The organism is Microbacterium sp. Root180, assembly GCF_001428485.1.
Lineage (GTDB): Bacteria > Actinomycetota > Actinomycetes > Actinomycetales > Microbacteriaceae > Microbacterium.
Window position 1 is genome coordinate 682,823 of the sequence record NZ_LMHS01000003.1, and the last position, 25,326, is coordinate 708,148.

Sequence of the window (25,326 nt, forward strand, 5' to 3'; positions counted from 1 at the left end):
TCCCAGTATCGCGCGATCACTGCGGGCCCGGCGACCGGGTCGGCCGGCCGGTCCCGGTCAGAGACCCTGGGCGAGCCGGTAGTAGGCCTGGTTCCAGCGAAGTTCGCGCTGGAAGGAGCGGACGGTGGTGTCCTCGTCGATGACGACGAGCTCGGTCCCCGCGATCTCGGCGAAGTCGCGGAACACCTCGATACCCACGGCGGTGGTCATCACGGTGTGGTGGGCGGCGCCGGCGGCGAGCCAGCATGCCGCCGAGGTGGCGAAGTCGGGAGCGGGCTCCCACACGGCGCGGCCGACCGGGAGGTTGGGCAGGTCGGGGGCCTCGACGTTGGTGACGACGTTGGCGACGAGGCGGAACCGGTCGCGCATATCGCTCATCGCGACCACGAGGGCGGGGCCGGGGTCGGCGGTGAAGACCAGGCGCACCGGGTCGTCCTTGCCGCCGATGCCGAGCGCGTGCACCTCCAGGCGAGGCTTGGCCGTGGTCAGCGACGGCGAGACCTCGAGCATGTGGGCGCCCAGGATGCGCTCCGCACCGGGCACGAGGTCGTAGGTGTAGTCCTCCATGAGGCTCGCGCCGCCGGGGAGCCCGGCGCCCATCACGTTCGCCACGCGGACGAGGATCGCGGTCTTCCAGTCACCCTCCGCGCCGAACCCGTACCCCTCGGCCATCAACCGCTGCACCGCCAGTCCGGGCAGCTGCTTCAGCGCACCGAGGTCCTCGAACGACGTGGTGAACGCACCGAAGCCGCCCTCCTCCAGGAAGGAGCGCAGCCCCAGCTCGATCGCCGCGCCGTCGCGCAGCGACTGGTGCCGCTCCGCGCCCGGCAGCAGCTCGTCGGCGACGTCGTACGAGTCGAGGTAGACGTCCACCAGGGCGTCGATGTCGGCATCCGTCGCCGCCTCGACCGCCGCGACCAGGTCGTTCACACCCCACGTGTTGACCTGGACGCCGAACCGCAGCTCGGCCTCGGTCTTATCGCCCTCGGTGACCGCGACGAAGCGCATGTTGTCACCGAAACGGGCGAGCTTGAGGGTGCGCGCGGCCGCCCAGCCGGCAGCGGCGCGCTCCCAGTCCTCGACCTGCTGCAGCACGGTCGGGTTCGAGACGTGACCGACGACGGTCTTGCGCGCGACGCCGAGACGGGTCTGGATGTACCCGAACTCGCGGTCCCCGTGGGCGGCCTGGTTCAGGTTCATGAAGTCGAAGTCGATGTCGGCCCACGGCAGCTCGACGTTGGCCTGCGTGTGCAGATGCAGCAGCGGCTTGCGCAGGGCGTCCAGACCCGAGATCCACATCTTCGCCGGGCTGAAGGTGTGCATCCAGGCGATCACCCCGATCACGTCATCACGCGCGTTGACCTCGAGCGCGAGCCGACGGATCGCGTCGGAGTCCTTCAGCACCGGCTTCCACACCACGGTGACCGGGAGACCGGCGAGGCCCTCGGCCACCGCCTGCGACTGCTCCGCCACCTGACGCAGCGTCTCCTCGCCGTAGAGGTTCTGGCTGCCGGTCACGAACCACACCTCGTACTGATCCAGGGAGGTGACAAGAGGCTGACGGGTCATATCGAGGGTCCTTGTGTTCGAAAGGGTTCAGAGAGCGGTGACGGCGGCGGACTCGACGACGAGTCCGGAGCGATAGCGGGCGAGGTAGGAGGCGAAGCCGGCCACGTCGTCGGGGTGAGGGACGACGGTGTGGACGGATGCCGCGCCGAAGACGCGCTCGCGCAGGTACGCGTCGAGGTCGAGTTCTTCCGCATCGACGAGGTAGGCGGCGAGGACGGCGATGCCCCACGCCCCGCCCTCCGACGCCGTCTCGCCCACGGCGACCGGTGCGTCCAGAGCGCCGGCGAGGAATCGCTGGGCGACTCCCGCCGTGCGGAACACGCCGCCGTGCGCGAACATGCGATCGATGGCGACGCCCTCGTCGCCGAGCACGCGCATGCCGAGCGCAAGGGTGCCGAAGACGCCGTACAGCTGCGCCCGCATGAAGTTCGCGAGGGTGAAGCGGCTGTCGGGCGTGCGCACGAACAGCGGCCGACCCTCGCTGAGCCCCGCGATCGGCTCGCCTGCGAGGTGGTTGTAGGCGAGCAGGCCGCCGGCATCCGGATCCCCGTCCAGCGCCTCGCGGAACAGCGCTTCGAAGACCTCGTCCGAGCCGAGGCGGCCACCGGCGATCGCTGCGAAGCGGTCGAACAGACCGACCCACGCGGCCAGCTCACTGGCGCCGTTGTTGCAGTGCACCATCGCCACCGCGTCGCCGGCCGGCGTCGTGACGAGGTCGAGCTCGTGATGAACGCGCGACAGCGGATGCTCCAGCACGACCATGGCGAAGATGCTCGTGCCCGCGCTCACATTGCCGGTGCGCGGGGCGACGGAGCACGTCGCGACCATGCCGGTACCGGCGTCGCCCTCCGGTGGGCACAGCGGAACGCCGGCCTGCAGGGCACCGCTCGGGTCGAGCAGGACCGCACCCTCGGCGGTCAGGTGGCCCGCGGGCTCGCCGGCGACCAGGACCTCGGGCAGCAGATCCGACACGGTGCGCTCGTGTCCGCGCTCCGAGAGGAGCCGATCGAACTTCTCCAGGAGTGCCGCGTCGTAGTCGCGGGTCGACGAGTCGATCGGGAACATCCCCGAGGCGTCGCCGACGCCGAGCACCGTGCGTCCGGTGAGCTTCCAGTGGACGTAGCCGGCGAGCGTGGTGAAGAAGGTCACCTCGCCGACGTGCGGCTCCTCGTCGAGCACGGCCTGATAGAGGTGGGCGATCGACCAGCGCAAGGGGATGTTCAGGCCGAACAGGCCCGACAGCTCCGCGGCCGCGCGCGCGGTGTGGGTGTTGCGCCACGTGCGGAAGCCGGTGAGCAGCTCACCGTCCGCACCGAACGCGAGGTAGCCGTGCATCATGGCCGAGACCCCGATCGCGGCGAGGGCCTCGAGGCCCACGTCGTAGCGGCGATGCACGTCGGCCGCGAGATCGGCGTACGCCGCCTGCAGTCCCGACCAGACGTCGTCGATCGCATAGGTCCAGAGCCGGTCGACGAACGCGTTCTCCCACGCGTGAGCGCCCACCGCGAGCACCGTCGACGGGTCGTCGGCCCTCACGAGGCACGCCTTGATGCGGGTCGACCCCAGTTCGATGCCGAGCACGGCCTTGCCGTCGCGGATCGCCTGAGCGGCAGCCGCCGGATCGAGTGTCCGCGAAGCGGATGTATAGAGATCATCCGTCGTCATGCCCGCTCCTCCACGTCGCGGCGCTCATCGGCGGACTGGCCGTAGACGTTCTGATACCGGTCGTAGAGGCTGTCGATCGCCGCCTGCGGGATCGGGATCAGCGGACCGGCTTCCCGCGCGTAGTGCACGGTGCGGGCGACGTCCTCGACCATCACCGCAGCCTTCACGGCGTCCTTGGCCGACGTGCCGATCGTGAACGGGCCGTGGTTCTGCATCAGCACTGCACGAGAGCGATGACCCCGCAGGGTCTCGACGATGCCGCGACCGATCGAGTCGTCGCCGATGATCGCGAACGGCCCGACCGGGATCGGCCCGCCGAACTCGTCGGCCATCGCCGTGATCACGCACGGGATCTCCTCGCCGCGCGCCGCCCACGCAACCGCGAACGTCGAGTGGGTGTGCACCACTCCCCCGACCTCGGGCATGTTCCGGTACACGTACGCGTGCGCCGCGGTATCGCTCGACGGGCTGCGCTCGCTCCCCGCAGTGCCCGGGACGACGTTGCCGTCCAGATCGCACAGGATCATGTTCTCGGGCGCGAGGTCGTCGTACGACACCCCCGACGGCTTGATCACGAACAGGTCCGCGCGGCGGTCATCACCGACGCGCACACGTCCGGAGACGTTGCCGCCGGTCCACACGACGAGGCCGTAGCGCACCAGCTCGCCGTGCAGCTTCGCCACCTCGGCGCGCACGTCGTCGATGGCGACCTGGAGTTCGGTACCGGTCATCAGCTCGCCCTTCGCCGCGTCAGCACGCGCTGCAGCAGCACGAACACGAGCAGGACGGCACCGGTGATGATCGTGAGGTACTCGGGGTTGATCGTCCCGTCCTTGGTGATGATGAGGCGCAGCGCCGCGATCACGAACACGCCGACCACCGAGCCCAGGACGTAGCCGTAGCCGCCGGTCAGCAGCGTCCCGCCGATGACGACGGCGGCGATCGCGTCGAGCTCCCAGCCGATGCCGGTGACGTTCTGGGCCTTGCCGCCGACCTCCGCGGTGTAGACAACCGCCGCCAGACCCGCCAGGGCGCCGGAGATGATGTAGATCCCCACACGCGTCCGCGCGACCGGCAGACCCATGAGCCCCGCCGACGACTCGCTGCCGCCGATCGCGTACACCGTGCGCCCGCTGCGACTGCGGTGCATGAAGAACATGCCGCCGAGCACGACGAGCAGCGCGATGATCAGGCCGGGCGTGACCGTCAGGTCGTTGACCTTGGGACCGTCGTACAGCTTCCAGTCCGTGGCGAGCAGGTGGATCGGCGAATCCTCGGGCGCCTGGACAGGCGTGGTCGAGAGGATCGAGGCCAGTCCTCGTGCGAGGAACATCATCGCGAGCGTCGCGATGAAGGGCTGCACGTTGAAGTACTGGATCATGACGCCCGCGATCACGCCGAAGAGCGCGCCGAACAGGATCATGAGCAGCATCGAGACCCAGCCGTTGATGCCGATGTTCATGAGCATGACGCCGGCGACCGAGCTGAACGCGACGACCGCGCCGACGGACAGGTCGATGCCGCCCGACACGATCACGATCGTCATCCCGACGGCCAGGATGATCGTCGGCGCGAAGCTGATGAGCAGGCTCGACATCGTTCCGGCGTGGAAGACCCTGCCGTACGCGACCTCGGCATAGATGAGCATGCCGAACAGCAGCACGAGCGCGGCGAGGGTGGGGATCACCGCCTGATTGCGCTCCCACAGCCGCGACAGGCGCGCGGCGCTGGCGGTGATCCTGCTCTCGGGCAGGTCGGGAACGGGCGGAACGGCTTCGGCGAGCGTGCGTGACGAGGTCATGCGACGGCCTCCTTCGAGACGGGTGCGGCCGGTCCCGTTGCGGGCGGCGGCGGCGCGCCCGGGGACCTGCCGCGCTCGAGGACCCACGAGCGCACGCGCTCGGACTGCAGGAGCACGAGGACGATGATGACGATGGCCTTGAAAGCCGGCGTCGCCGCAGCGGGGATCCCGAGGAACAGCACCGTCTTGTTGAGGGTCGCGATGAGGAGTGCGCCGATCGTGGACCCCACGATCGAGAACTTTCCGCCGGCGAGCGAGGTGCCGCCGATGACCACGGCGAGGATCGCGTCGAGCTCCATCAGGTTGCCGGTGCCTCCCACGCTCACCGTCATCACTTCCGAGACGCTGAACAGTCCGCCGACGGCGGCGAGGGCGGCAGAGAGGATGTAGACGCCGAACAGGATGGGGCGCGGACGGATGCCGGCGAGCCGGCTCGCGTGCGGGTTGATGCCGATCGACTCGATCATGAGCCCGAGCGCCGTGCGCCGCATCACCAGGGCGATGAGGACGACGATCGCGATGGCGAGCACGAAGCTGGTCGGGATGCCGAGGATCTGCCCGTTCGCGAGAAGGCGGAACGGCTCGTTGGTCGCGTTGGTGTTCTGTCCGCTGGTGATGACGCGCGCGATGCCTCGCGCGGCGAGCATCATGATCAGCGTGGTGATGAAGGGCTGCAGCCCGACGACGGCGACCAGGAAGCCGTTGATCGCACCGAGGACGATCGTCAGCGCCAACGCCAGACCGATCGCCGCCAGCATCGCGCCGATCGGCGCCGATCCGCTCAGGCTGGACAGGGTCTCCATCGCCACCGCCCCGCCGACGGCCATCATCGAGCCGACGGAGAGGTCGATGCCCCCCGTGGCGATGACGAACGTCATGCCGAGGGCGATCATGATGATGGGAGCCGACACGCGCAGGATGTCCAGCACGTTGCCCGTCAGCATCCCGGTGGTCGGGTTCACGCTGATCGCGAGGTAGGCGGGATTCTTCATCGTGTTGATCAGCAGCAGCAGTGCGATGCCGACGATCGCCCAGAACCAGGGCGTGCGCAGCGCGATCTTGACGCGATTCATGACGCGCTCCCTTCCTGGCCGGCGGCCGCTTCTCCGGCAGCCACCTCCTCGGCGAGCGCGTCGGCGGTCTTCTCGGCCTCGTCTCCCGACTCGGTGGCGATGACCGAGACGATGCTCTCGGCGGTCACCTCCGGCCCGTTGATGACCTCGCCCACTTTCTGGTGGTCCTTGAGGATGACGATCCGCTCGGAGAGCCGGACGACCTCCTCCAGCTCGGAGGAGATGAACACGACGCTCGTCCCGCCTTCGGCGAGGTCGGCCACGGTCTCCTGGATGTCGGCCTTGGCGCCGACGTCGATGCCGCGAGTCGGCTCGTCGAGCACGAGCAGGTCGGGGTCGGTGGCCAGCCACCGGCCGAGCAGCACTTTCTGCTGGTTGCCGCCCGAGAGCAGGCGGATCGGACGATCGGGGTCGTTGGGCCGGACGCTGAAGCGCTCCATATAGGTCTTCACCAGCTGGTCGACTTCGCGCGCGGGAACACGACGGAGCCAGCCGCGGCGGGCCTGGACGGCGAGCATGATGTTCTCGCGGACACTCAGATCGCCGACGATCCCGTCGTCGCGACGGCTCTCGGTCGAGTAGGCGATGCCGTGCGCGAGGCCCGCGACCGGAGAGTTCAGCGTGACCTTCTTGCCGCGGAGCTGGATCGTGCCGGAGTCGGACCTGTCGGCACCGGCGAGGAGCCTCGCGAGTTCGGTGCGACCGGATCCGAGGAGACCAGCGAATCCGACGACTTCACCCGCGTGGATCTCGAGATCGGTGGGCTCGATCGCGCCCTTGCGGCCGATGCTCTCGGCAGCGAGCAACGGCGTGACACTGCGGTCGCGCTGCTGCGTCTGACGATTGGACCCGAGGGCGCGGAGCGTTTCGAAGTCCTTGCCGATCATCTTCGAGATGAGCTGCGTGCGATCAAGGTCGCGCTTGAGGTACTCGCCGACGAACCCGCCGTTGCGCAGGACCGTGATCCGGTCGCTGATGGCGTAGACCTGGTCGAGGAAGTGCGAGACGAAGAGGATCGCGACGCCTTGGTCGCGAAGGCGTCGGATGACCTGGAAGAGCACCTCGACCTCGGTCGCGTCGAGGCTCGAGGTGGGTTCGTCGAGGATGAGGACTTTGGAGTCGGTGACCATCGCGCGGCTGATCGCGACGAGCTGCTGGATCGCGATGGAGATCGATGAGAGCGGCGCGCGGGGGTCGAGGTCGCCGAGACCCATTCGGGCGAGGGCCTCGCGGGCGCGGGCGTGGGTCTTGCGCCAGTTGATGCCCGTCCAGTCGCGCACCTCGTGCCCGAGCATCACGTTCTCACCGATGGTGAGGTTCGTGCACAGATTGACCTCTTGGTAGACGGTGGAGATCCCCGCGGCCTGGGCGGAGGCGGTGTCGTTGAAGTGGCGCACCTGTCCGGCGACGACGATCTCGCCGGAGTCGATCTTGTACACGCCGGTGAGCGCTTTGATGAGGGTGGACTTGCCGGCGCCGTTCTCACCCATGAGGGTGTGGACTTCGCCGGGGAGCAGTCGGAAGCTGACGTCGTCGAGCGCTTTCACTCCCGGGAAGGTGATGGACGCGTTGCGGACCTCGACGATCGCGATCGGTTCACTCATGGCTGCGGGTTCCTTCTGGCTTCGGAGTGGGCGAACGGGGACGAGCACGAGCGGGGGCCACCGCAGCGGCAGCCCCCGCTCGCATCACATCTCGTCTAGCCGATGCTGGGTCGAATCAGAAGCCCTTGCCGTCGTCGATCGCGGCCTGGCCGGCCTCGGGCGAGTCGAAGGTCTCGCCCGGGACGATGATGACCTTCTCGACGTTCTCGCCCGCGAGTGCGGCGTTGACGGCGTCGACGGCGAGGTCGCCGAAGAACGGGTTGTACTGAGCCACGAAGCTCAGCTCGCCCGCGGCGAGCGCCTCGAGGGCCGGCGTGGTGCCGTCGATCGTGGCGATCTTGACGTCGGTGCCCGGAGTGAGACCGGCGGCCGTGACGGCAGCGGCCGCGCCGATGCCCATCTCGTCGTTCTGTGCGAAGACGAACTGGAGATCGGGGTTCTCCTTCAGGACGGTCTCGATGACCGACTTGCCCTCGTCAGCGGTCCAGTTCGCCGTCTGCGCGCCGATCTTGGTCCAGCCCTCGGCGCTCTCGATCTCTGCCTCGAAGCCCTCGTTGCGCTCGTTGACCACCGAGAGTCCGGGAACACCCTCGAGCGTGAAGTAGCTCGCGCCCTCCGGGAAGGCCTCGAGCGCCCACGCGCCGACCGAGGCCGCCACGTCCACGTTGTCGGGGGCGATGCGCGTGACGTAGAGGTCGTCGCTGGAGTCGACACCGCGGTCGAGCAAGATCACGGGGATCTCCGCCTCCTGTGCCAGTGCGAGCGAGTCGTCCCAGCCGGATGCCTCGGTCGCGGTGAGGAGGATCGCATCGACCTCGTCGTTCACGAACGTCGCGAAGGCGTCGATCTGCGACTTCTGGTCGGTCGGGCTCGCCGCCGGCGCGTACTTCAGATCGAAGCCGGCATCCTCCGAGAACGCGTCCTTGATCGCCTGCTCGTTCGCGTCGCGCCAGCCGCCTTCGGGGCCGACCGCGACGTAGCCGACGGTGATGAGCTCGTCACCGCTGCCGCCATCCGAACCGCTGTCGTCGTTGCCGCCGCCGGCGCAGCCGGCGAGGCCGAGCGCGAGCGCTCCGGCGCCGACGAACCCGACAAGGCCCAGCATCCGCTTCCTGTTGACCATCTCTTCTCCTCCTTGAGACTCCCTGACGCTCTCGGTCGGGGAGGTGTCCCTGTGCCCCCAGTCGGGACAACGTCGGGTGTGTTCGGCTTCATTGTGCGCGCTAACAACTCCCCGCGCAAGCACGATTCTGGAATTCGTTACGTGTCCGTTACCGCGAACATTCGCGCGATCGCGGTGAACCGGCATCTTCCCGTGTTCGGGCACGATTGGGGGTCAGGATCGAGGGGCCGCGCTCGAGCCCCGCACGATGAGGCGGGGCTCGATGATGTCGTGACCGTCGACCTCGCCGCCCTCGATCGCGGCGATGATGATCTGCAGGGCCAGCGCTCCGAGCGCAGCGAAGTCCTGACGCACCGTCGTGAGCGGCGGCAGGAAGTGCCGCGCATCGGGGAGGTCGTCGAAACCAACGACGCTGATGTCGTCCGGCACCCGAAGCCCGCGCTCCGAGAGGCCGTGCACGAGGCCGAGCGCCATCTGATCGTTCCCCGCGAAGACGGCCGTCGCATCGGCGAAGTCGTAGGTCTTGCCGAACGTGTAGCCGTAGTCGGACGTCCAGTCGCCGACGACGGGCGGGGCGATCGGCAGGCCGGCGTCGGCGAGCGCGTCGCGCCAGCCCTGCTCGCGCGCCCGCGCGTCGTACCAGTCGAGGGGACCGGAGAGATGGGCGATCGAGCGGTGCCCGAGCTCGATCAGGTGCATCACGGCTGCCATCGCGCCGGCCCGCTGGTCCACGGCGGCGGTATGCATATCGGGATCGGACTCGGCCTTGATGACGAGAGTCGGAAGCCCGGTGCTCTGCTGACGGAGCGTGTCGAGCGAAGACGCTCGCGGCGCGATCACGCAGAGGGCGTCCACACCCTGCGTGAGGAGTTCGACGACGCCGGTGTCGATCTGCGACTCCTCGTCATCGGAGATCGAGAACGCGCTGATCGCATAGCCGGCATCACGTGCGGCGCTCTCGATCGCCCGCAGCGTGCTGTTCGGACCCCACTGCACGGGACTGTCGACGATGACGCCGATGCGCATGGCCCGTCGCGTCGCCAGCGCCCGTGCGATCGAACTGGGGGTGTAATTCATCTCGTCGATCGCCTGGAGCACGCGCTCACGGGTCGACTCGCGGATGTTCGGGTGCCCGTTGAGCACACGGGAGACCGTCATATGCGAGACGCCCGCCTGCTTGGCGACGTCGTAGATGCTAGGGCGCTGCCAGCCCCTTGTCGCCTGTTCGGACACTGCGAACCACCTTGCTCGATGTGTCCTACCCTCGCACACGGCGGCGGCACCCGGGATGCGGCGACCCGGGCGACCGGCGTGGACGGCCGGTACGGTGGAAAGCGTGACCGCCTCCGTCAACCCCCTCATCCCTGCGGCCTACGACCTCGCCTGGTCCGGGACGGCGCTGGCACTGCTCGTCCTGGCGGTCGTCGCACTCATCTCGCTCGCACGATCCGCGAAGCAGCTCTCCTCCGGGCAGGCACTGGTCTGGACGCTGGTCGTGATCTTCGTCCCCGCGCTCGGCGCGCTCGCCTGGCTGTTCATCGGACGTCGCGCCGCACGACCCGCTGCCGTCGCCGTCGATCGCGGCTGACCGACCCCGAGCCGGCAGGACGGGATCCGGCGGCCGCGGCATCCGTCCCCGTGGCACGCTGGAGAGGTGACCGGGATTGCCGACGAACCCCCCGCGCGCCGAGGCGGGATGGTCGCCGGAGTGCGGGCACGGCTGCTGACGGCCCTGTCGGGCGATCCGGACGGCACCCCCGGGTGGGTGCGGGAGCTCGCCGAGGGCGATGACGCCGGCTACTTCCCGGAGGACGGCGCGGCGTGGGCCGTGCACGCCGGAGTGGGCACGATGGTGGCGGGCATCCGGGCGCTGCTGATGCAGGCGCTGCACCCCGGCGCGCTCGCCGGCGTCCACGACTGGTCCCGGTATCGCGAGGACCCCGTCGGCCGCCTGACGGGGACCGTGCGCTGGGTCATCTGCCTCACGTACGGCTCGCGGGCGCAGGCGCAGCGTGAGACGGCGCGCGTGGGCCGCTTCCACGAGCGTGTCAGCGGCACCTACCGCGCTGCCGATGGCGCCGAGCGCGCCTACTCCGCCGCCGATCCCGAGCTGGTCGAGTGGGTGCACCTCGCCTTCACGGACGCATTCCTTTCTTGCCACCAGCGGTGGGGACGCGCGATCCCGGGCGGCGCCGATCGCTACGTCGACGAGTGGGCGACCGCCGGGACTCTGATGCGGGTGGCCGACCCGCCGCACACCGAGGCGCAGCTGCGCGGGATGCTGGACGGCTACCTCGAGCGCGGCATCCTGCGCCGCGACGAGCGCGTGGACGACGTGGTGCGGTTCCTCCGCCGCCCGCCGTTCCGCGAATCGCGGTCGATGTCGCTCGCCTACCGCGTGCTGTTCGCGAGTGCCGTCGCGACCCTTCCCCGGCGGTACCGCACGCTTCTCGGCCTGCGCCGTTCGCCGCTTCCCGTGGTGACCGCGACGCGGATGGTGCTCGCCGTGACCGAGCGGGCCCTGAACTCAGGCCCCCGTTCGCAGGATTTCGCGCGCCTGCGGCTGCGCCGCCTCGAGGCAGCTCGGGCCTGACCCGATCGGTCGAGTCGCCAAGACACGCCGTTCCGCGAACGCCTCGTCGGCGTGTCTCGGCAACTCGAGGTGGAACGCGGGCGGAGCGCGGGGACGGGCCCCGGATGCCGCGCGCGTGACAGGCTGGACGTATGCGCATCGCACTCACCGGATCGTCCGGAAAGCTCGGAACCGTCGTCGCCCGCGAACTCCGCGGAGCCGGATACGACGTCGTCGGCATGGACGTCGTGGGCGCCCGCGGCCCCTCGTTCGTGCAGGTCGACCTGACCGACTACGGCCAGGTGATCGACGCGTTCGGCGGCGTGGGAGACCGGCACGACGGCATCGACGCGGTCGTCCATCTCGGTGCGATCCCCGCCCCCGGCATCCGGAGCGACGTCGCCACCTTCCACAACAACATGACGGCGACCTTCAACGTGTTCTGGGCGGCGGTGCGGCTCGGCATCCGGCGCATCGTGTACGCCTCGAGCGAGACGGTGCAGGGCCTTCCGTTCGACGCCCCGCCGCCGTACGTGCCCGTCGACGAGGACTACGAGCCCCGCCCGGAGTCGGTGTACTCGCTCGTCAAGACCCTCGAGGAGCAGCTCGCGCGCGAGCTCGTGCGCTGGCATCCCGACCTGTCGATCACGGCGCTGCGGTTCTCGAACGTCATGGTGCCCGAGGACTACGCCGAGTTCCCCTCGTTCGACCACGACGCGCTCCTGCGCAAGTGGAACCTGTGGGGCTACATCGACGCCCGCGACGGCGCGCACGCCGTGCAGCGCGCCCTCGAAGTCGCCCCCGCAGGGTTCGACAACTTCCTCATCGCGGCATCCGACACCGTCATGTCGCGCCCCAACACGGAGCTGCTCGCGGAGGTGTTCCCCGATGTCCCGGTCGCGCGGTCGTTCGGCGACCACGACACGCTCCTGTCGATCGACAAGGCGCGCCGCCTGCTCGGCTACGACCCGCAGCACACCTGGCGCACCCACGTCGGCTGAGCCGGGAGCACCACCGGAGGTCATGATGAGCGACGATCCTCGACTCGCCGCCGCCCGCTACCGCCAGGAACGTGCGGACGACGACGGCGCGGAGCCGTCGGAAGCCGCCGCGACACCCGCGCGCAGCCCGTCCTCCGCCGGCGCGGTCGACCGGGCCGCGTACGTCGAGACGGCGATCCAGCAGGCGATCCGGCGCGGCGACTTCGACGACCTGCCGGGCGCGGGCAAGGCCATCCCGGGCCTCGGCTCGTCGCACGATCCGGACTGGTGGATCCGGCGCAAGATCGAGTCCGAGCAGCTGAGCGGTCTCGGCCCGCCGGCACTGCGGCTGCGGGTGGAGGACGCCGAGCTCGAGAGCCGGCTCGACGAGCTCTCCCGCGAGGAGGACGTGCGCGAGACACTCGAAGACTTCAACCGGCGCGTGATCGAGGCGCGACGTCAGCTCCTGGGCGGCCCTCCCGTGGTCACCCCCACCCGCGACATCGAGGCCGAGGTCGCCGCATGGGCCGGACGCCGGGCGCCCCGCACCGAGACGACGCCGGATGCCGCGCCCTCGCGCCGTCGCTGGTGGCGGCGACGCTCGCCGCACTGAGACTCAGCCGGCGGGGTTGGTGGCCTTGCCGTCGAGCCACAGCATGTTCGACGGGTCGGAATGGGCCCCGCCCGAGTCGACGTGCTTGTCGCTGATCTGCGGCCCCTTCGTGATGACGTGGACGATCGCCATCGCGTGACCCCTCCCGAGACCGTAGTCGGCGGCGAGCCACTCGACGATCGGCGTCGCCTTCGTGTTCTCGTCGAACCCCTTCTCGTGGGCGAGGTCGATGAGCTGACGCGGGGTGAGCCCCGTCTTGGTCTCGACCGCGTCGAGATAGGCCTGGAACGACATGCCTGGATCCTACCCAGGAACCCGCCAGGCCCCACCCGGTAGACTGGGGCCACCATCCTCGATGTGTATCTACCTGGTCCCGCCCGGACCAAGGCGGCACCACGTGCCGCGTCTCGCGGCGGACTTGCACAGGAACAAAGATGCACACCACTCTGGCGGCGCCCCGCCGCGCCAGCCTCGTCCGCGAGGCGGGCTTCGGCTACTTCCCCATCGCGCTGATCGCGCGCCTGCCGTTCGCCATGATGGTGGTCGGCATCCTGACCCTCGTCGTGTCGGCGCGCGACTCGCTCGCCCTCGGCGGACTCACCTCCGCCATGACGGGCCTGGGCACCGCGCTGTTCGGCCCGCTGCTCGGCGCCGCCGCCGATCGCTTCGGCCAGCGCCGTGTGCTCCTGATCTCGGGCACCGTCAACAGCCTGCTCCTGATCGCGATCGCCTGGCTCGCGTTCGCATCGGTTCCGGATGCCGCGCTCCTCATCGTCGCCTTCCTCATCGGTGCATCGATGCCCCAGGTCGCGCCGCTGTCGCGGAGCCGACTCGTCGGCATCATCGGCCGCACCTTCTCGAAGGACCGTCGCGATGCAGCGGTGGGCGGCACGATGGCCTACGAGTCGGCGGCGGACGAGATCGTCTTCGTCTTCGGGCCGGTGATCGTCGGCCTTCTCGCCACCACGATGAGTCCTGCGGCTCCGGTCATCGGGGCCGCCGTGCTGGCACTGGTGTTCGTGAGCGCGTTCGCGCTGCATCCGACCGCTGCCGTCGCGGCACCGGGGCACGGTGCGAAGCCGACGCAGGGATCCGCGCGCGAGCTCGCGCGCCCGGCGCTGCTCACCACGGTGGTCGGCACGCTCGGCATGGGACTGTTCTTCGGCGCGATGCTCACCTCGCTCACGGCGTTCATGGCCGAGCGGGGCGTGCCCGAGCAGGCCGGTCTGGTCTACGGGGCCATGGGCATCGGGTCCGCCGCGCTCGCGCTGGGCGTCGCGCTCTTCCCCGCGCGATTCACCCTCACCGCGCGGTGGATTGTGTTCGCCGTGATCCTCGTCGCGGGAACCCTGGCGCTGCCCTTCGCCGGCAGCGTGGGCGCCATCACCGTCTGCCTCCTCGTGATCGGCATCGGAATCGGCCCGACCCTCGTCACGCAGTACAGCCTCGCCGCGGGCCGCAGCCCGATCGGGCGCTCCGCCACCGTCATGACCATGCTCGGATCGGCCGTCGTGGTCGGTCAGTCCGCGGCATCCGCCGTCACCGGCATCCTCGCCGAAGCTGCCGGCGCACAGGCGGCGCTCATCGCACCGATCGTCGCTGCCGTCGTCGTCCTCGGCGCGGGGATCGTGAACGCACCGCTGTCGCGGAGCGGGTCGCGGCGACCCCGCGCCTGAGTCAGGGCGCACCGCACGCGCAGCGTTGCCGGTCGAGGTCGCGGGGGCAGGATCGGCATATGACGCGTCACTGGACTCCGCTCGCCGTCGTCTACCTGTGCCTCGCCGTCGCCGGACTGGCTGCCACGTGGTTCTTCAACGTGCTGGCGATCGTGCAGCTGCGCGACTTCCTCGGCGACCTCGTCTCGAGCGGCCCCGCCGTCTCGTCGATCACGGTCGACCTGCTGGTCGTCGCCGTCGCCGGCAGCGTGTTCGTGATCGTCGAGGCGCGCCGCCTGGGGATGAGGTTCGGGTGGCTCTACGTCCTCGGCGCCGCGATCACCGCGTTCGCCTTCACCTTCCCGCTCTTCCTCGCGATGCGCGAGCGCCGCAAGACGGAGATCGCCCGCGCCATCGAATGAGGGGTCAGAGTGCCCCGATGCGGGTCTGGAGCTCTTGGAGAGTGTCCGCGGGAAGCTGCCCGCCGGCCATCTTGAGCACCGCCGCCGCCGGCATCCCCTTGGCGAACCCGATCATCGGGTGGTCGGGGAGTTCGGGCACGAGTTCGACGATGATGCCGCGCGCCTCCGGGTCGTCCAGGAGCTCGCCGAGAGTGGTGGTCTCGAGGTCGTACTTGCCGGCCATGTGAACTCCTCACGCGTCCCCGGCGGATCCGGGCTGGCTACAGCCTGTCAGAGTCCGCGGCATCCGCCCAGCGCTCGAATGCCGCCGTGACAACCGCCTCGGCGGACCCCTCGATCGAGACGACCGCGCCCCGCTCATCGGCACCGAGCGGCTCGAGCAGAGAGAGCTGGGACTGCAGCAGCGAGGCCGGCATGAAGTGGTCGGTCCGCGCCCCGATGCGCGCGGCGAGGAGCTCGGGCGTGCCGTCGAGCTGTACGAAGAAGACATCGTCGGCGGCGCTGCGGAGGGCATCCCGGTAGGCACGACGCAGGGCCGAGCAGGCGACGACGGCCGTTCCGTCCCGCCGCTGCTCGGCCGCGACCATGGCATCAGCGACGAGGGCGAGCCACGGCATCCGGTCCTCATCCGTGAGCGGGATGCCCGCCCGCATCTTGGCGACGTTCGCGGGCGGGTGGAAATCGTCGGCGTCGAGGAATGTCCCGCCGACCTGTGCGGCCAGGCCCGCCGCGATCGTGGACTTGCCCGAGCCCGACACCCCCATCACGACGATCGGCACGGGCGCTCTCCTCGGGTGGTTCGGACGGATGCCTCTCCCAGCGTATCCGCGCCGGAACGGCCGGACGCCCGGCCCGCGTGATGCGGACCGGGCGCCGGCGCGGCGGTTCGGCCTAGAAGTCGAACTCGCCGATGTTGTCCGCGTCGAAGACGAACGGGTCGCCGAGGAGGACGCCGGCGTCGGGGCCGACTTCGAAGTCGCCGAGCTTTCCGGCCTCGAACGTGTCGCCCTCTTCGCCGGTGATCTCACCGGTGATCAGCGCCTGCGCCGCGTACGCGGCCAGGTAGCCGAGGTCGGCCGGGTTCCACAGCGCGAACGCGGTGACGGTGCCGTCCTCGACGTACTCGCGCATCTGGTTCGGGGTGCCCAGGCCCGTCAGCGCGACCTGGCCCTTGTACTCCGAGGTCGACAGGTAGCGTGCCGCCGCCGAGATGCCGACCGTGGTGGGCGAGACGATCCCCTTGAGCTCCGGGTAGGTCTGCAGCAGCGCCGCGGTCTTGTCGAACGAGGTCTGGTCATCGTCGTCGCCGTAGACGATCTCGACGAGTTCCACGTCCGGGTGGTTCGCGGCGAGCTCCTCCTCCATCATCTCGATCCAGGCGTTCTGGTTGGTCGCGTTGGCCGAGGCCGACAGGATCGCGATCTGGCCCGCGTCGCCGATCTGCTCGGTGATCAGATCGACCTGGACCTTCGCGATACCCTCCGCGGTGGCCTGGTTGATGAACAGGTCACGGCACTCCGGGTTGGTGTCGGAGTCGAACGTGACGACCTTGACACCGGCCGAACGCGCCTCGTCCAGCGCGTCGCACAGCGCCTCCGGGTCGTTGGCCGAGACGATCAGGCCCCCCGCGCCCTGCTGGGCAGCGGTCTGGATGTACTGCACCTGCGAGGTGGGCGACGCCTCCGAAGGGCCGACCTCCTCGAACGTGCCGCCGAACTCCTCGGTCGCCTCCTCGGCGCCGCCGGTCGACGTGTCGAAGTACGGGTTGCCCAGGTTCTTGGGCAGCATCGTGATCGACAGGTTGGCGTCGCCGCCGTCCCCGCCGTCCGAGGGGTCTCCACCCGAACCCCCACCGGCACAACCGGCGGCGACGAGCGAGACACCGACGGCGATCGCGGCGACCACGCCGGCGCGCCGCGTGCGCTTCATTCCGAACATCATTGTTTCCTTCCTTGGTGCAGTCTGCGAGTGCCTAGCTGCGATTGGTGTGTGGTGCTCTGGGGGCGATCACGGCTCGTCCGACGCGCCGGCTCTCCCCCTCCTCTTCCCGATGGCGGCGGCCCGGCGGACCTGCAGCCATGCGAGCAGGCTGGACGACACCACGGACACGATGAGCAGCAGTCCGGTGATGACGTTGATGATGTCGCTGGTGACGCCCGCGAGACGCAGGGCGCTGCCGAGCGTGCCGATGAGCAGCACGCCGGCGATCACGCCGTGCAGTGCGCCCCGGCCGCCGAAGATCGAGACGCCGCCGAGCAGGACCGCCGCGATCACCTGAAGCTCCATGCCCATGGCGTTGTCGCCGCGGGCGTTGGAGTACAGGAGGGTGAAGTAGACGCCGGCGAAGCCCGACACCGCGCCGCTGAGCACGAAGAGCAGGAACTTCGTCCGCCCGACGTCGATGCCCGAGAACGCGGCCGCCTCCTTGCTGAGGCCGATCGCATACAGCGAGCGCCCGAACGGCGTGAAGTGCAGCACGATCGCGAACACGATCGCGAGGATCACGAACGGGATCATGATCACCGGGATCGGGGTACCGGGGATGTTGGCCTTGGCGAGGTCGGTCCACTCCTCGGGGAAGTCGGTGATCGCCGTCGTGCCGAGCAGCCCCACGGCGATTCCTCGGAACAGGGCGAGCGTGCCGATCGTGACCGCGAGCGACGGGAGCCCGACCACCGTGATGAGGAAGCCGTTGAACGCTCCGGCGATCGTTCCCACCACGATCGCGACGAGCGCCGCGACCGGGAAGGGCAGACCCGCCTGGGTGAGGATGCCGGTCATCACCGACGAGAGCCCGACGATGCTCGCGACGGAGAGGTCGATCTCCTCGGTGATGATGATGAGCGTCATCGGAAGTGCGATCAGCAGGATCGGCGCGACGTCGCGGAGCAGGTAGGTGACGGTCAACGGGCTGTCGAAGTTGCGCACCGTCGCGAGCGCCACGACGATCACGAGCAGCAGGATCGCGATGATCGCCGCTTCGCGGGTGAGCAGCACGCGCCGCCAGGCGGGCTTCGCGTGAGCCTTGTAGACGCGGGCGGGCGCGGCATCCGTCAGGGCGGTCATCGTGTCTCCTCCCGCTGTGCGATGAGTCGTCGGTGCTGGCGGACGGCGAGCACCCGGTCGAGCACGATCGCGCCCAGGATCAGTGCGCCGACGACGGCGCGCTGCCAGAAGTCGTCGATGCCCAGGATCGGCAGTGCGCGGTTGATGGTGAGCAGCAGGAACGCGCCGATCGCCGCGCCCCACACGGTGCCGACGCCGCCCGAGATCGCGACGCCGCCGATGACGGCCGCGCCGATGGCCTGCAGCTCCCATCCGAAGCCGGCTCCGGAGGAGACCGTGCCGTAGCGGGCCGCGTAGAGCACGCCGGCGAGGCCGGCGAGAGCGCCGCTCGTGACGAAGGCGGCGATGATGCGGCGGGTGACGCGCAGTCCGTAGAGGTGCGCGGCGGCAGGGTCGGACCCGATGGCGTACAGCTCACGGCCGCTGCGCAGATTGCGCAGATACCAGGCCGCGACGACGAGCACCACGACCGCGATGATCGTGAGGATCGGGATGCCGAGGATGCGGTCGGTGCCGAGTGCGCGGAAGTCGGCCGGGAGATCGGACGCGTTGATGCGGTCGCTGCCGGTCCAGGCGACGTTGAGGCCGCGGTAGATGTACATCGTGCCGAGCGTGATCACCAGCGCGGGCACCCGGGCGAAGGCCACGAGCGAGCCGTTGATGAGCCCGAGCAGTCCGCCCATGAGCACTCCGCCGACGAAGACGCCGATGAGCGGGATGCCGGGGATGTCGATGAAGAGACGGCCGGTCAGATAGGCGGTGAGGCCGACGATCGATCCCACCGACAGGTCCACGTTGCGCGTGATGATCACGATCGCCGAGCCGACGGCGACCAGCAGCAGCAGCGACGGCGTGAGAAGCAGGTCGCGGAAGCCGTCGCCCGAGAACAGGAACGAGGGGTTGCTGATCGTCGCGAAGAGGATCACGAGCAGCAGCGCCACGAGGATGCCGGTCTCGCGCGCCGTCCCGATGCGACGCACCAGCTTGGACGCGGCGCTCGATCCCGGCTGGACGGTGGGAGTGGCGGTCGTGGTCATCGGGCCACCTCCGCGTCCGCGGTGGCGGCGTACATGACGGCCTCGGGAGTCGCCTGCTCGCGGGTGAACTCGCCGGTGAGGCGTCCTTCCCGCATGACGAGGACGCGGTCGGCCATACCCAGCACCTCCGGGAGCTCGGACGAGATCATGAGGATCGCGAGGCCCTGCTGAGCCAGCTGCGACAGGAGGCGGTGCACCTCGGCCTTCGTGCCCACGTCGATGCCGCGGGTGGGCTCGTCGACGATGAGCACCTTCGGCTCGGTCGCGAGCCACTTGCCGAGCACGACCTTCTGCTGGTTGCCGCCGGAGAGGGTGGCGGCCTCGGCGTCGAGGGCCGCCGTCTTGACCTCGAGGCGACTCGCCCAGACCTGAGCCGCCCGGTTCTCGAGCCCGCCCCACAGGAGGCCCCACTTGGAGAGCTTCGAGCGGATCGCGAGGGTGATGTTCCGCGAGACCCCGTCCTCGAGCACGAGTCCCTGCTTGCGGCGGTCCTCGGGCACGAGCGCGATGCCGCGGGTCGTGGCGAGCCGCGGGTTGCCCTTCGGCAGCGGCCTGCCCTCGAGCCGGACCGATCCCGCCTCGTACGGGTCGACCCCGAACACGGCGCGGACGACCTCGCTGCGGCCGGCGCCGACCAGGCCCGCGAGGCCCACGATCTCCCCGGCGCGCAGGGTGAACGTGATGTCGCGGAACACGCCCTTGCGCGTGAGTCCGTCGACTTCGAGCACCACCTCGCCGACCTCGGACGGCAGCTTCGGGAACAGTTCGGTCACATCGCGACCGACCATCTGACGCACGAGCTCGTCGACGGTGGTGTCGGCGATCGCCGTGGTGTCGATGTACGAGCCGTCGCGCATGACGGTGACGGTGTCGCACAGGGCGAACACCTCGTCGAAGCGGTGCGAGATGAACAGCAGGGCCCGGTCCTCGTCACGCAGGCTGCGTGCGACCGCGAAGAGACGCTCGACCTCCACACCCGAGAGGGCGGCGGTCGGCTCGTCCATGATGAGCACGCGGGCATCGAGCGAGATGGCCTTCGCGATCTCGATGATCTGCTGGTCGGCGATGGAGAGGCCCTCCGTCACGCGGTCGGGGTCGAGCGCGACGCCCAGGCGCTGGAAGATCTCGACGGCCTCCGTGCGCATGGCCTTGCGGTCGATCCGCCCGAACCGGTTCGTGGGCTGGCGGCCCATGAAGATGTTCTCCGTCACCGACAGGTCGGGGAAGAGCGTGGGCTCCTGGTAGATCACTGCGATGCCGGCGGCCTTGGACTGCGCCGTGCTGGTGAAGTCGACCGACTCGCCGTCGAGGAGGAACTCCCCCGCGTCACGGCGATAGAGACCGGCGACGATCTTGACGAGCGTCGACTTGCCGGCGCCGTTCTCGCCGATGAGGGCGTGGATCGAGCCGCGCTCGAGGGTGAGGCTGCCGGAGCGGAGGGCGACCACCGGACCGAACGACTTCACCACCCGTCGCAGCTCCAGGGCGGGGTGCGGCGCGGCGGGGGCGACATCTGCTGCCACGGCGGCCTCCTCGTTGAGGTGAAAGGGGTGAATCGATTCAGGCGGGTTTCAGGCTACTGTATGTACACCGACGATTCGGGTCAAGTCACCCCGTGACAGTGACCGAATCGTGATCCGACGAAGAAGTGGGGGCGCCGTGCCGGTCAGCATCCGTGATGTCGCGCTGCGCGCGGGCGTCTCGGTGGGCACGGTCTCGAACGTCCTGAACCGGCCGGAAGAGGTTTCCGCAGACTCCGTCGATCGAGTGAGCCGCGCCATCGAAGAACTCGGCTACGTGCGCAACGATGCCGCGCGCAAGCTGCGCGCGGGTGTGAGCACGACGGTCGGGTTCGTCGTGCTCGACGGCCAGAACCCCTTCTACAACGATGTCGTGCGCGGTGCCGAGGACGAGGCGACCAAGCACGGCATCGCGATCCTCTACGGCAACACCGACGAGGACCTCGCGCGAGAGAAGCTCTACCTCGATCTGTTCGAGGAGCAGCAGGTGCGAGGGCTCCTCATCGCCCCCTACGGCGATGTGAACGCGCGCCTTCAGCGGCTGCGAGCGCGCGGAATCGCCGCCGTCCTCGTGGATCGATTCAGCGGGGACGGGCGCTTCTCCTCCGTCTCGGTCGACAGCGTCGTCGGCGGGCGCATGGCCGTGGAGCACCTCATCGCCGGCGGACGACGTCGCCTGGCCTTCGTCGGCGGGCCGTTCGACATCCGGCAGGTGAACGACCGTCTGGCCGGAGCGCGGGTCGCCGCCGAGAATGCCGACGTGGATCTCGAAGTGGTCGCCACCGCCGCGATGACCGTGGAGGAAGGAGTCGCCGCGGGCGCCCGCATCCTCGCGCGGCCGCGCCGCGATTGGCCGGACGCGCTGTTCGCCGCGAACGATCTGCTCGCCCTCGGGCTGCTGCAATCCCTGGTGGTGGACGGCCGGATGCTGGTTCCCCAGGACATCGCGATCATCGGGTTCGACGACATCTCGTTCGCCGCAGCCGCCGCTGTCCCGCTGTCCTCGATCCGCCAGCCGAGTCGTATGATCGGCCGCACCGCCCTGCGCATCGTGCTCGAGGAGGCCGCCGATCCCGAGAGCATCGCACGCCAGACGGTGTTCCAGCCGGAGCTCGTCGTGAGGGCGTCCACCCTGCCCCGCTGAGCCTCGGACTCAATCGCGTATTACCTTGTAGCTCTATGTACCTTGTAGTTCTAGGTATAGAGTGACGGCGTGAAGATCGGCAAAGACCTGGTGGCAGCCGCCGCGACTCCGATGGTGCTCGGCATCCTCGCCGACGGCGAATCGTACGGCTACGCGATCCTGCAGAGGGTGAGCGAACTCTCCGACGGCGAGCTCGAGTGGAGCGACGGGATGCTGTACCCGCTGCTCCATCGGCTCGAAAGGCTCGGACACGTCGAGGCGACCTGGGGCGCATCGCCCGCGGGCCGCCCCCGCAAGCACTACCGGCTCAGTACCGACGGCGAGGCGGCGTTCGCCGAGCAGCGGAAGCAGTGGAGCGTCGTGAGCGCCGCGCTGCAGCAGGTGTGGGCAGACCGCGACGGCGGCCGGAGTCCCTTCGCGCTCGGGGGTGCACCCGCATGAGCGCTGAGCTCGACCCCCAGCTCGAGGAGCAGATCGCCGCCTGGCGCGCGTACGCCGGCCGCCGCGACGCGATCGCCGGCCGCGACGTCGACGAGCTCGAGGACCACCTGCGCGACCAGATCGAGCGGCTCGAAGCATCCGGCCTCGCGCCCGACGAAGCATTCCTCGTCGCCGTCAAGCGCATGGGCGGCATCGACGAGCTCTCGCGAGAGTTCGCCCGCGAGCACTCGGAGCGCCTGTGGAAGCAGCTCATGATCGACGAGCCGGCCGCGGAGTCGTCCCGCTCGCGCGCCCTGCCACTCGCCGTCGGTCTCGCCGTCGCTGCGGCCGCAGCCGTGAAGATCCCGGCACTCTTCGGGATCGACTTCGCGCAGGGCGGCGACTTCTACCTGCGCAACCTCGCGCTGCTCATCCTCCCGTTCCTCGCCGCCTACTTCCTGGTCCGGCGCCGTGCGCGGACGGCGACCATGCTCGTCGTGGCTCTGCCTTTCGTCGCCGCCGCGCTCGTGCTGAACCTCTACCCCTTCGGAACGGATGCCGCGACCCTGGCGCTCGCGGCGATCCACGCCGTCGTCGCCCTGTGGATCGTGGTGGGCATCGCGTACGCAGACGGCGATGTGCGCTCGAGCCGCGCCCGCATGGACTTCGTGCGGTTCACCGGCGAGTGGTTCGTCTACCTCGTGCTCATCGCTCTGGGAGGAGCCGTGCTGGTCGCCCTGACGATGGCGGTCTTCGGCGCGATCGGCCTCGACGCCAGTGCGTTCGTCGAGGAGTGGGCGATCCCCTGCGGACTGGCCGGTGCGGTGGTCATCGCGGGCTGGCTGGTCGAGGCGAAGCAGAGCGTCATCGAGAACATCGCCCCCGTGCTGACGAAGCTGTTCACGCCGCTGTTCACGCTCCTCCTCCTCGCGTTCGTCGTCGCCGGACTGCTCCAGGGCAGCCTCGTCGAGCCGGTCGACGGCGCCCCCGAGATGTTCGGGCAGCGGGACCTGCTCATCGTCTTCGACGTGGTCCTCGTCGTGGTGCTCGGCCTGCTCCTGTACGCGATGTCCGCCCGCGACCCGCTGGCCCGGCCCGCGTGGTTCGACCGGCTCCAGCTGGTGATGGTGATCGCCGCGATCCTGGTCGACCTGCTGGTGCTGATCGCGATGATCGGACGCATCGCCGAGTATGGCGCGAGCCCCAACAAGCTCGCCTCGCTCGGCCTCAACCTGATCCTGCTCGCGAACCTCGCCGGCTCCGCGTGGCTCCAGGTGCGCTTCCTCCTCGGACGCACCCGGTGGGACCGCCTCGAGCGCTGGCAGACCGGCTTCATCCCCGTCTACCTCGCGTGGTCGACGGTCGTCGTCGTCGTCTTCCCGCCGCTCTTCGGCTACGTCTGATCGCGGCATCCGCCCCGCGTACCCTCACCCCCGGGATCACCCGGGGTGAGGGTTGACACCCCTCCCCAAGCGCGAGAGTCTGGGCCTCGAAATCTCGCCGACGTCCCTCCTGGCTGCCTGGACACGGCGCATCTGGCAGTGCCCGAAAGGGCTCGAGGGACGGAGAAGTGTGTGAGCGACGTCAAACGACCGGCGACTTCCATCCACGCGAAGACGACTGGCATGAGTTGGATCACGATGGCGATCCTCATCGCCACCGCGGTCGCGAGTGTGCGCGGCCTACCCGCCATGGCGGGATACGGATGGGCGTCGATCTTCCTCTATGTCCTTCCCGCCATCGTGTTCATGATCCCGGTGGCGCTGGTCGCCGCGGAGCTGGCGAGCGGCTGGAAGGGCGGTGTCTTCGTCTGGGTGAAGGAGGCCTTCGGTGACCGGATCGGGTTCAGCGCGATCTGGCAGCAGTGGATGCAGAACGTGGTCTGGTATCCGGCGCAGCTCGCGTTCTTCGCGTCAGCGCTGGCCTACGTCTTCAACCCCGCCCTGGCATCGAACGGGCTCTTCACCGGGCTCGTGATCCTGGTTGTGTACTGGCTGTCGACGTTCATCGCCTTCGGAGGCGTGAAATCCTTCGCCGGCGTCGGCAAGTGGGGCTTCATCGCCGGCACGATCGTGCCGTCGCTGGGCCTCGTGGTGTTCGCGCTGTTGTTCCTGAGCTCGGGCGGCACCTCCGAGCTTCCGCCGGCTTCCGAGGCGTCCTTCCTGCCGACCTGGACGGGCATCGCGAGCATCGTGCTGATCGTCAGTAACTTCCTGTCGTACGCGGGCATGGAGATGAACGCCGTGCACGTGAACGAGATGGACAAGCCGGGCAAGCAGTTCCCGAAGGCCATCCTGCTGTCGGCGATCATCATCCTGATCGTGTTCATCTTCCCCACTCTTGCGATCTCGGTCGGAGTGGATTCGTCGAGCATCAATCTCACGCAGGGTGTGCTGCAGGCCTTCGATGTGTTCTTCGGACAGCTCGGCATCCCGTGGATGACGACGGTGATGGCGCTCCTGATCGTGTTCGGGATCCTGGCATCGGTGGTCACGTGGATCCCCGGTCCGAGCAAGGGCCTCCTGCTGGTCGGTCGCCAGGGCTACCTGCCGCCGTCTCTGCAGAAGACCAACAAGAACGGCATGCAGGTTCCGATCATGGTCGTCCAGGGCGTCCTCGTGACCATCCTCGCCGTGCTGTTCGCGATCGTCCCATCGGTGCAGAGCGTGTTCTGGATCTTCTCCGCGATGGCCGTTCAGCTCTACCTGATCATGTACATGATGATGTTCCTCGCGGCGCTCAAGCTGCGCCGCTCGCACCCCGACGTCAAGCGCGGCTTCAAGACGCCCGCGATGGGCTTGATCGGCTGGGTCGGGTTCTTCGCCAGCCTGCTCGCCCTCCTCATCGGGTTCGTAGAGCCCGAGGGCAGCACGATGGGCCAGCTCGGGTACACGCTGCTGCTCGTCGGCGGGATCGTCGGGCTCGGGATCTGGCCGTTCATCATCTACGCGTTCCGCAAGGAGAGCTGGAAGGTGTACGCCGACGAAGAGCACACGCACAGCGATGAAGAAGCCGGCGTCACCGATGCCGCGCCCGACACCAAGACCGCGAACTGACCCGGA

At 69.3% G+C, this 25,326-nt stretch carries 25 protein-coding genes; 10 read left to right on the forward strand and 15 right to left on the reverse strand.

The features are described 5' to 3' along the window. Nucleotides 1-57: 57 nt before the first annotated feature. From araA to ASD93_RS10760, 8 genes are all read right to left on the reverse strand, one after another. A complete protein-coding gene (gene araA, locus ASD93_RS10725; RefSeq protein WP_056122083.1) occupies nucleotides 58-1,569 on the reverse strand; it encodes an L-arabinose isomerase in 1,512 nt (503 codons plus the stop codon). Between the two features lie 27 nt (nucleotides 1,570-1,596). Beyond that, a complete protein-coding gene (locus ASD93_RS10730; RefSeq protein ID WP_056122085.1) occupies nucleotides 1,597-3,234 on the reverse strand; it encodes a xylulokinase in 1,638 nt (545 codons plus the stop codon). After that, nucleotides 3,231-3,965, reverse strand: a complete 735-nt coding sequence (locus ASD93_RS10735; protein WP_056122087.1) for an L-ribulose-5-phosphate 4-epimerase — start codon at nucleotides 3,963-3,965, stop codon at nucleotides 3,231-3,233. The genes ASD93_RS10730 and ASD93_RS10735 overlap by 4 nt, the downstream gene beginning before the upstream one ends. Next, nucleotides 3,965-5,035, reverse strand: a complete 1,071-nt coding sequence (locus tag ASD93_RS10740) for an ABC transporter permease (RefSeq protein ID WP_082569284.1) — start codon at nucleotides 5,033-5,035, stop codon at nucleotides 3,965-3,967. Before ASD93_RS10740 ends, ASD93_RS10735 begins: the two co-directional genes overlap by 1 nt. Then, complete coding sequence (locus ASD93_RS10745; RefSeq protein ID WP_056122089.1) at nucleotides 5,032-6,108, reverse strand: ABC transporter permease; 1,077 nt, start codon at nucleotides 6,106-6,108, stop codon at nucleotides 5,032-5,034. Before ASD93_RS10745 ends, ASD93_RS10740 begins: the two co-directional genes overlap by 4 nt. Further along, nucleotides 6,105-7,712: a sugar ABC transporter ATP-binding protein gene (locus tag ASD93_RS10750; protein ID WP_056122092.1), complete on the reverse strand. Its 1,608-nt coding sequence runs from the start codon at nucleotides 7,710-7,712 to the stop codon at nucleotides 6,105-6,107. Before ASD93_RS10750 ends, ASD93_RS10745 begins: the two co-directional genes overlap by 4 nt. Before the next feature lie 115 nt (nucleotides 7,713-7,827). Further along, nucleotides 7,828-8,835 carry a substrate-binding domain-containing protein gene (locus ASD93_RS10755; RefSeq protein ID WP_056122093.1) on the reverse strand — a complete coding sequence of 336 codons (1,008 nt, stop codon included), beginning with the start codon at nucleotides 8,833-8,835 and terminating at the stop codon, nucleotides 7,828-7,830. Nucleotides 8,836-9,048: 213 nt separating this feature from the next. After that, the gene (locus ASD93_RS10760; protein WP_056122097.1) at nucleotides 9,049-10,068 is read right to left on the reverse strand and encodes a LacI family DNA-binding transcriptional regulator; all 1,020 of its coding nucleotides are present in this window, start codon (nucleotides 10,066-10,068) and stop codon (nucleotides 9,049-9,051) included. 103 nt (nucleotides 10,069-10,171) lie between these two features. Here ASD93_RS10760 and ASD93_RS10765 point away from each other — a divergent pair, with 103 nt between their 5' ends. From ASD93_RS10765 to ASD93_RS10780, 4 genes are all read left to right on the forward strand, one after another. After that, a complete protein-coding gene (locus ASD93_RS10765) occupies nucleotides 10,172-10,423 on the forward strand; it encodes a PLDc N-terminal domain-containing protein (RefSeq protein WP_235566937.1) in 252 nt (83 codons plus the stop codon). Between the two features lie 108 nt (nucleotides 10,424-10,531). Continuing rightward, nucleotides 10,532-11,428, forward strand: coding sequence for an oxygenase MpaB family protein (locus ASD93_RS10770; RefSeq protein WP_056122104.1), 897 nt, complete (start codon nucleotides 10,532-10,534; stop codon nucleotides 11,426-11,428). A gap of 131 nt (nucleotides 11,429-11,559) precedes the next feature. Continuing rightward, nucleotides 11,560-12,408, forward strand: coding sequence for an NAD-dependent epimerase/dehydratase family protein (locus ASD93_RS10775; protein ID WP_056122107.1), 849 nt, complete (start codon nucleotides 11,560-11,562; stop codon nucleotides 12,406-12,408). Between the two features lie 25 nt (nucleotides 12,409-12,433). Next, nucleotides 12,434-13,000 (forward strand): DUF1992 domain-containing protein, encoded by a 567-nt coding sequence (locus tag ASD93_RS10780; RefSeq protein ID WP_056124389.1) that lies wholly within the window; start codon nucleotides 12,434-12,436, stop codon nucleotides 12,998-13,000. Nucleotides 13,001-13,003: 3 nt separating this feature from the next. Here the strand turns inward: ASD93_RS10780 and ASD93_RS10785 are convergent, their stop codons facing one another. Then, nucleotides 13,004-13,294, reverse strand: coding sequence for a DUF4287 domain-containing protein (locus tag ASD93_RS10785; RefSeq protein WP_056122111.1), 291 nt, complete (start codon nucleotides 13,292-13,294; stop codon nucleotides 13,004-13,006). 140 nt (nucleotides 13,295-13,434) lie between these two features. Here ASD93_RS10785 and ASD93_RS10790 point away from each other — a divergent pair, with 140 nt between their 5' ends. Both ASD93_RS10790 and ASD93_RS10795 read left to right on the forward strand, forming a co-directional pair. After that, complete coding sequence (locus ASD93_RS10790) at nucleotides 13,435-14,676, forward strand: MFS transporter (RefSeq protein WP_056122114.1); 1,242 nt, start codon at nucleotides 13,435-13,437, stop codon at nucleotides 14,674-14,676. A gap of 59 nt (nucleotides 14,677-14,735) precedes the next feature. Next, nucleotides 14,736-15,077: a DUF2834 domain-containing protein gene (locus ASD93_RS10795; protein ID WP_056122116.1), complete on the forward strand. Its 342-nt coding sequence runs from the start codon at nucleotides 14,736-14,738 to the stop codon at nucleotides 15,075-15,077. Nucleotides 15,078-15,081: 4 nt separating this feature from the next. Here ASD93_RS10795 and ASD93_RS10800 read toward each other — a convergent pair whose 3' ends face one another. The 6 genes from ASD93_RS10800 to ASD93_RS10825 form a co-directional block, all read right to left on the reverse strand. Continuing rightward, a complete protein-coding gene (locus ASD93_RS10800; protein WP_056122118.1) occupies nucleotides 15,082-15,300 on the reverse strand; it encodes a hypothetical protein in 219 nt (72 codons plus the stop codon). A 37-nt stretch (nucleotides 15,301-15,337) separates the two neighbouring features. Then, on the reverse strand, nucleotides 15,338-15,856 hold the full coding sequence (locus ASD93_RS10805; RefSeq protein ID WP_157536930.1) for a gluconokinase: 519 nt from the start codon (nucleotides 15,854-15,856) through the stop codon (nucleotides 15,338-15,340). A gap of 112 nt (nucleotides 15,857-15,968) precedes the next feature. Next, entirely contained in the window at nucleotides 15,969-17,015 is a 1,047-nt protein-coding gene (rhaS, locus tag ASD93_RS10810) for a rhamnose ABC transporter substrate-binding protein (RefSeq protein WP_056124407.1), read from the reverse strand. Between the two features lie 69 nt (nucleotides 17,016-17,084). Beyond that, nucleotides 17,085-18,143, reverse strand: coding sequence for an ABC transporter permease (locus ASD93_RS10815; RefSeq protein ID WP_056122121.1), 1,059 nt, complete (start codon nucleotides 18,141-18,143; stop codon nucleotides 17,085-17,087). After that, nucleotides 18,140-19,180, reverse strand: coding sequence for an ABC transporter permease (locus tag ASD93_RS10820; protein WP_056122123.1), 1,041 nt, complete (start codon nucleotides 19,178-19,180; stop codon nucleotides 18,140-18,142). The genes ASD93_RS10815 and ASD93_RS10820 overlap by 4 nt, the downstream gene beginning before the upstream one ends. After that, a complete protein-coding gene (locus ASD93_RS10825; protein ID WP_056122126.1) occupies nucleotides 19,177-20,703 on the reverse strand; it encodes a sugar ABC transporter ATP-binding protein in 1,527 nt (508 codons plus the stop codon). The genes ASD93_RS10820 and ASD93_RS10825 overlap by 4 nt, the downstream gene beginning before the upstream one ends. Nucleotides 20,704-20,839: 136 nt before the next feature. Here ASD93_RS10825 and ASD93_RS10830 point away from each other — a divergent pair, with 136 nt between their 5' ends. The 4 genes from ASD93_RS10830 (at nucleotide 20,840) to ASD93_RS10845 (ending at nucleotide 25,320) form a co-directional block, all read left to right on the forward strand. Continuing rightward, complete coding sequence (locus ASD93_RS10830; protein ID WP_056122129.1) at nucleotides 20,840-21,844, forward strand: LacI family DNA-binding transcriptional regulator; 1,005 nt, start codon at nucleotides 20,840-20,842, stop codon at nucleotides 21,842-21,844. A gap of 69 nt (nucleotides 21,845-21,913) precedes the next feature. After that, entirely contained in the window at nucleotides 21,914-22,285 is a 372-nt protein-coding gene (locus tag ASD93_RS10835) for a PadR family transcriptional regulator (protein ID WP_056122132.1), read from the forward strand. Then, complete coding sequence (locus ASD93_RS10840) at nucleotides 22,282-23,667, forward strand: permease prefix domain 1-containing protein (protein ID WP_056122137.1); 1,386 nt, start codon at nucleotides 22,282-22,284, stop codon at nucleotides 23,665-23,667. Before ASD93_RS10835 ends, ASD93_RS10840 begins: the two co-directional genes overlap by 4 nt. A gap of 222 nt (nucleotides 23,668-23,889) precedes the next feature. Further along, entirely contained in the window at nucleotides 23,890-25,320 is a 1,431-nt protein-coding gene (locus ASD93_RS10845; protein ID WP_056122140.1) for an amino acid permease, read from the forward strand. Nucleotides 25,321-25,326 lie beyond the last annotated feature (6 nt).

Excerpts from the sequence above, each read along its gene's own strand:
- araA (WP_056122083.1), bottom strand. The coding sequence starts at position 1,569 with ATGACCCGTCAGCCTCTTGTCACCTCCCTGGATCAGTACGAGGTGTGG.
- ASD93_RS10730 (WP_056122085.1), bottom strand. The coding sequence starts at position 3,234 with ATGACGACGGATGATCTCTATACATCCGCTTCGCGGACACTCGATCCG.
- ASD93_RS10735 (WP_056122087.1), bottom strand. The coding sequence starts at position 3,965 with ATGACCGGTACCGAACTCCAGGTCGCCATCGACGACGTGCGCGCCGAG.
- ASD93_RS10740 (WP_082569284.1), bottom strand. The coding sequence starts at position 5,035 with ATGACCTCGTCACGCACGCTCGCCGAAGCCGTTCCGCCCGTTCCCGAC.
- ASD93_RS10745 (WP_056122089.1), bottom strand. The coding sequence starts at position 6,108 with ATGAATCGCGTCAAGATCGCGCTGCGCACGCCCTGGTTCTGGGCGATC.
- ASD93_RS10750 (WP_056122092.1), bottom strand. The coding sequence starts at position 7,712 with ATGAGTGAACCGATCGCGATCGTCGAGGTCCGCAACGCGTCCATCACC.
- ASD93_RS10755 (WP_056122093.1), bottom strand. The coding sequence starts at position 8,835 with ATGGTCAACAGGAAGCGGATGCTGGGCCTTGTCGGGTTCGTCGGCGCC.
- ASD93_RS10770 (WP_056122104.1), top strand. The coding sequence starts at position 10,532 with ATGGTCGCCGGAGTGCGGGCACGGCTGCTGACGGCCCTGTCGGGCGAT.
- ASD93_RS10775 (WP_056122107.1), top strand. The coding sequence starts at position 11,560 with ATGCGCATCGCACTCACCGGATCGTCCGGAAAGCTCGGAACCGTCGTC.
- ASD93_RS10780 (WP_056124389.1), top strand. The coding sequence starts at position 12,434 with ATGAGCGACGATCCTCGACTCGCCGCCGCCCGCTACCGCCAGGAACGT.
- ASD93_RS10785 (WP_056122111.1), bottom strand. The coding sequence starts at position 13,294 with ATGTCGTTCCAGGCCTATCTCGACGCGGTCGAGACCAAGACGGGGCTC.
- ASD93_RS10790 (WP_056122114.1), top strand. The coding sequence starts at position 13,435 with ATGCACACCACTCTGGCGGCGCCCCGCCGCGCCAGCCTCGTCCGCGAG.
- ASD93_RS10795 (WP_056122116.1), top strand. The coding sequence starts at position 14,736 with ATGACGCGTCACTGGACTCCGCTCGCCGTCGTCTACCTGTGCCTCGCC.
- ASD93_RS10800 (WP_056122118.1), bottom strand. The coding sequence starts at position 15,300 with ATGGCCGGCAAGTACGACCTCGAGACCACCACTCTCGGCGAGCTCCTG.
- rhaS (WP_056124407.1), bottom strand. The coding sequence starts at position 17,015 with ATGTTCGGAATGAAGCGCACGCGGCGCGCCGGCGTGGTCGCCGCGATC.
- ASD93_RS10815 (WP_056122121.1), bottom strand. The coding sequence starts at position 18,143 with ATGACCGCCCTGACGGATGCCGCGCCCGCCCGCGTCTACAAGGCTCAC.
- ASD93_RS10820 (WP_056122123.1), bottom strand. The coding sequence starts at position 19,180 with ATGACCACGACCGCCACTCCCACCGTCCAGCCGGGATCGAGCGCCGCG.
- ASD93_RS10840 (WP_056122137.1), top strand. The coding sequence starts at position 22,282 with ATGAGCGCTGAGCTCGACCCCCAGCTCGAGGAGCAGATCGCCGCCTGG.
- ASD93_RS10845 (WP_056122140.1), top strand. The coding sequence starts at position 23,890 with ATGAGTTGGATCACGATGGCGATCCTCATCGCCACCGCGGTCGCGAGT.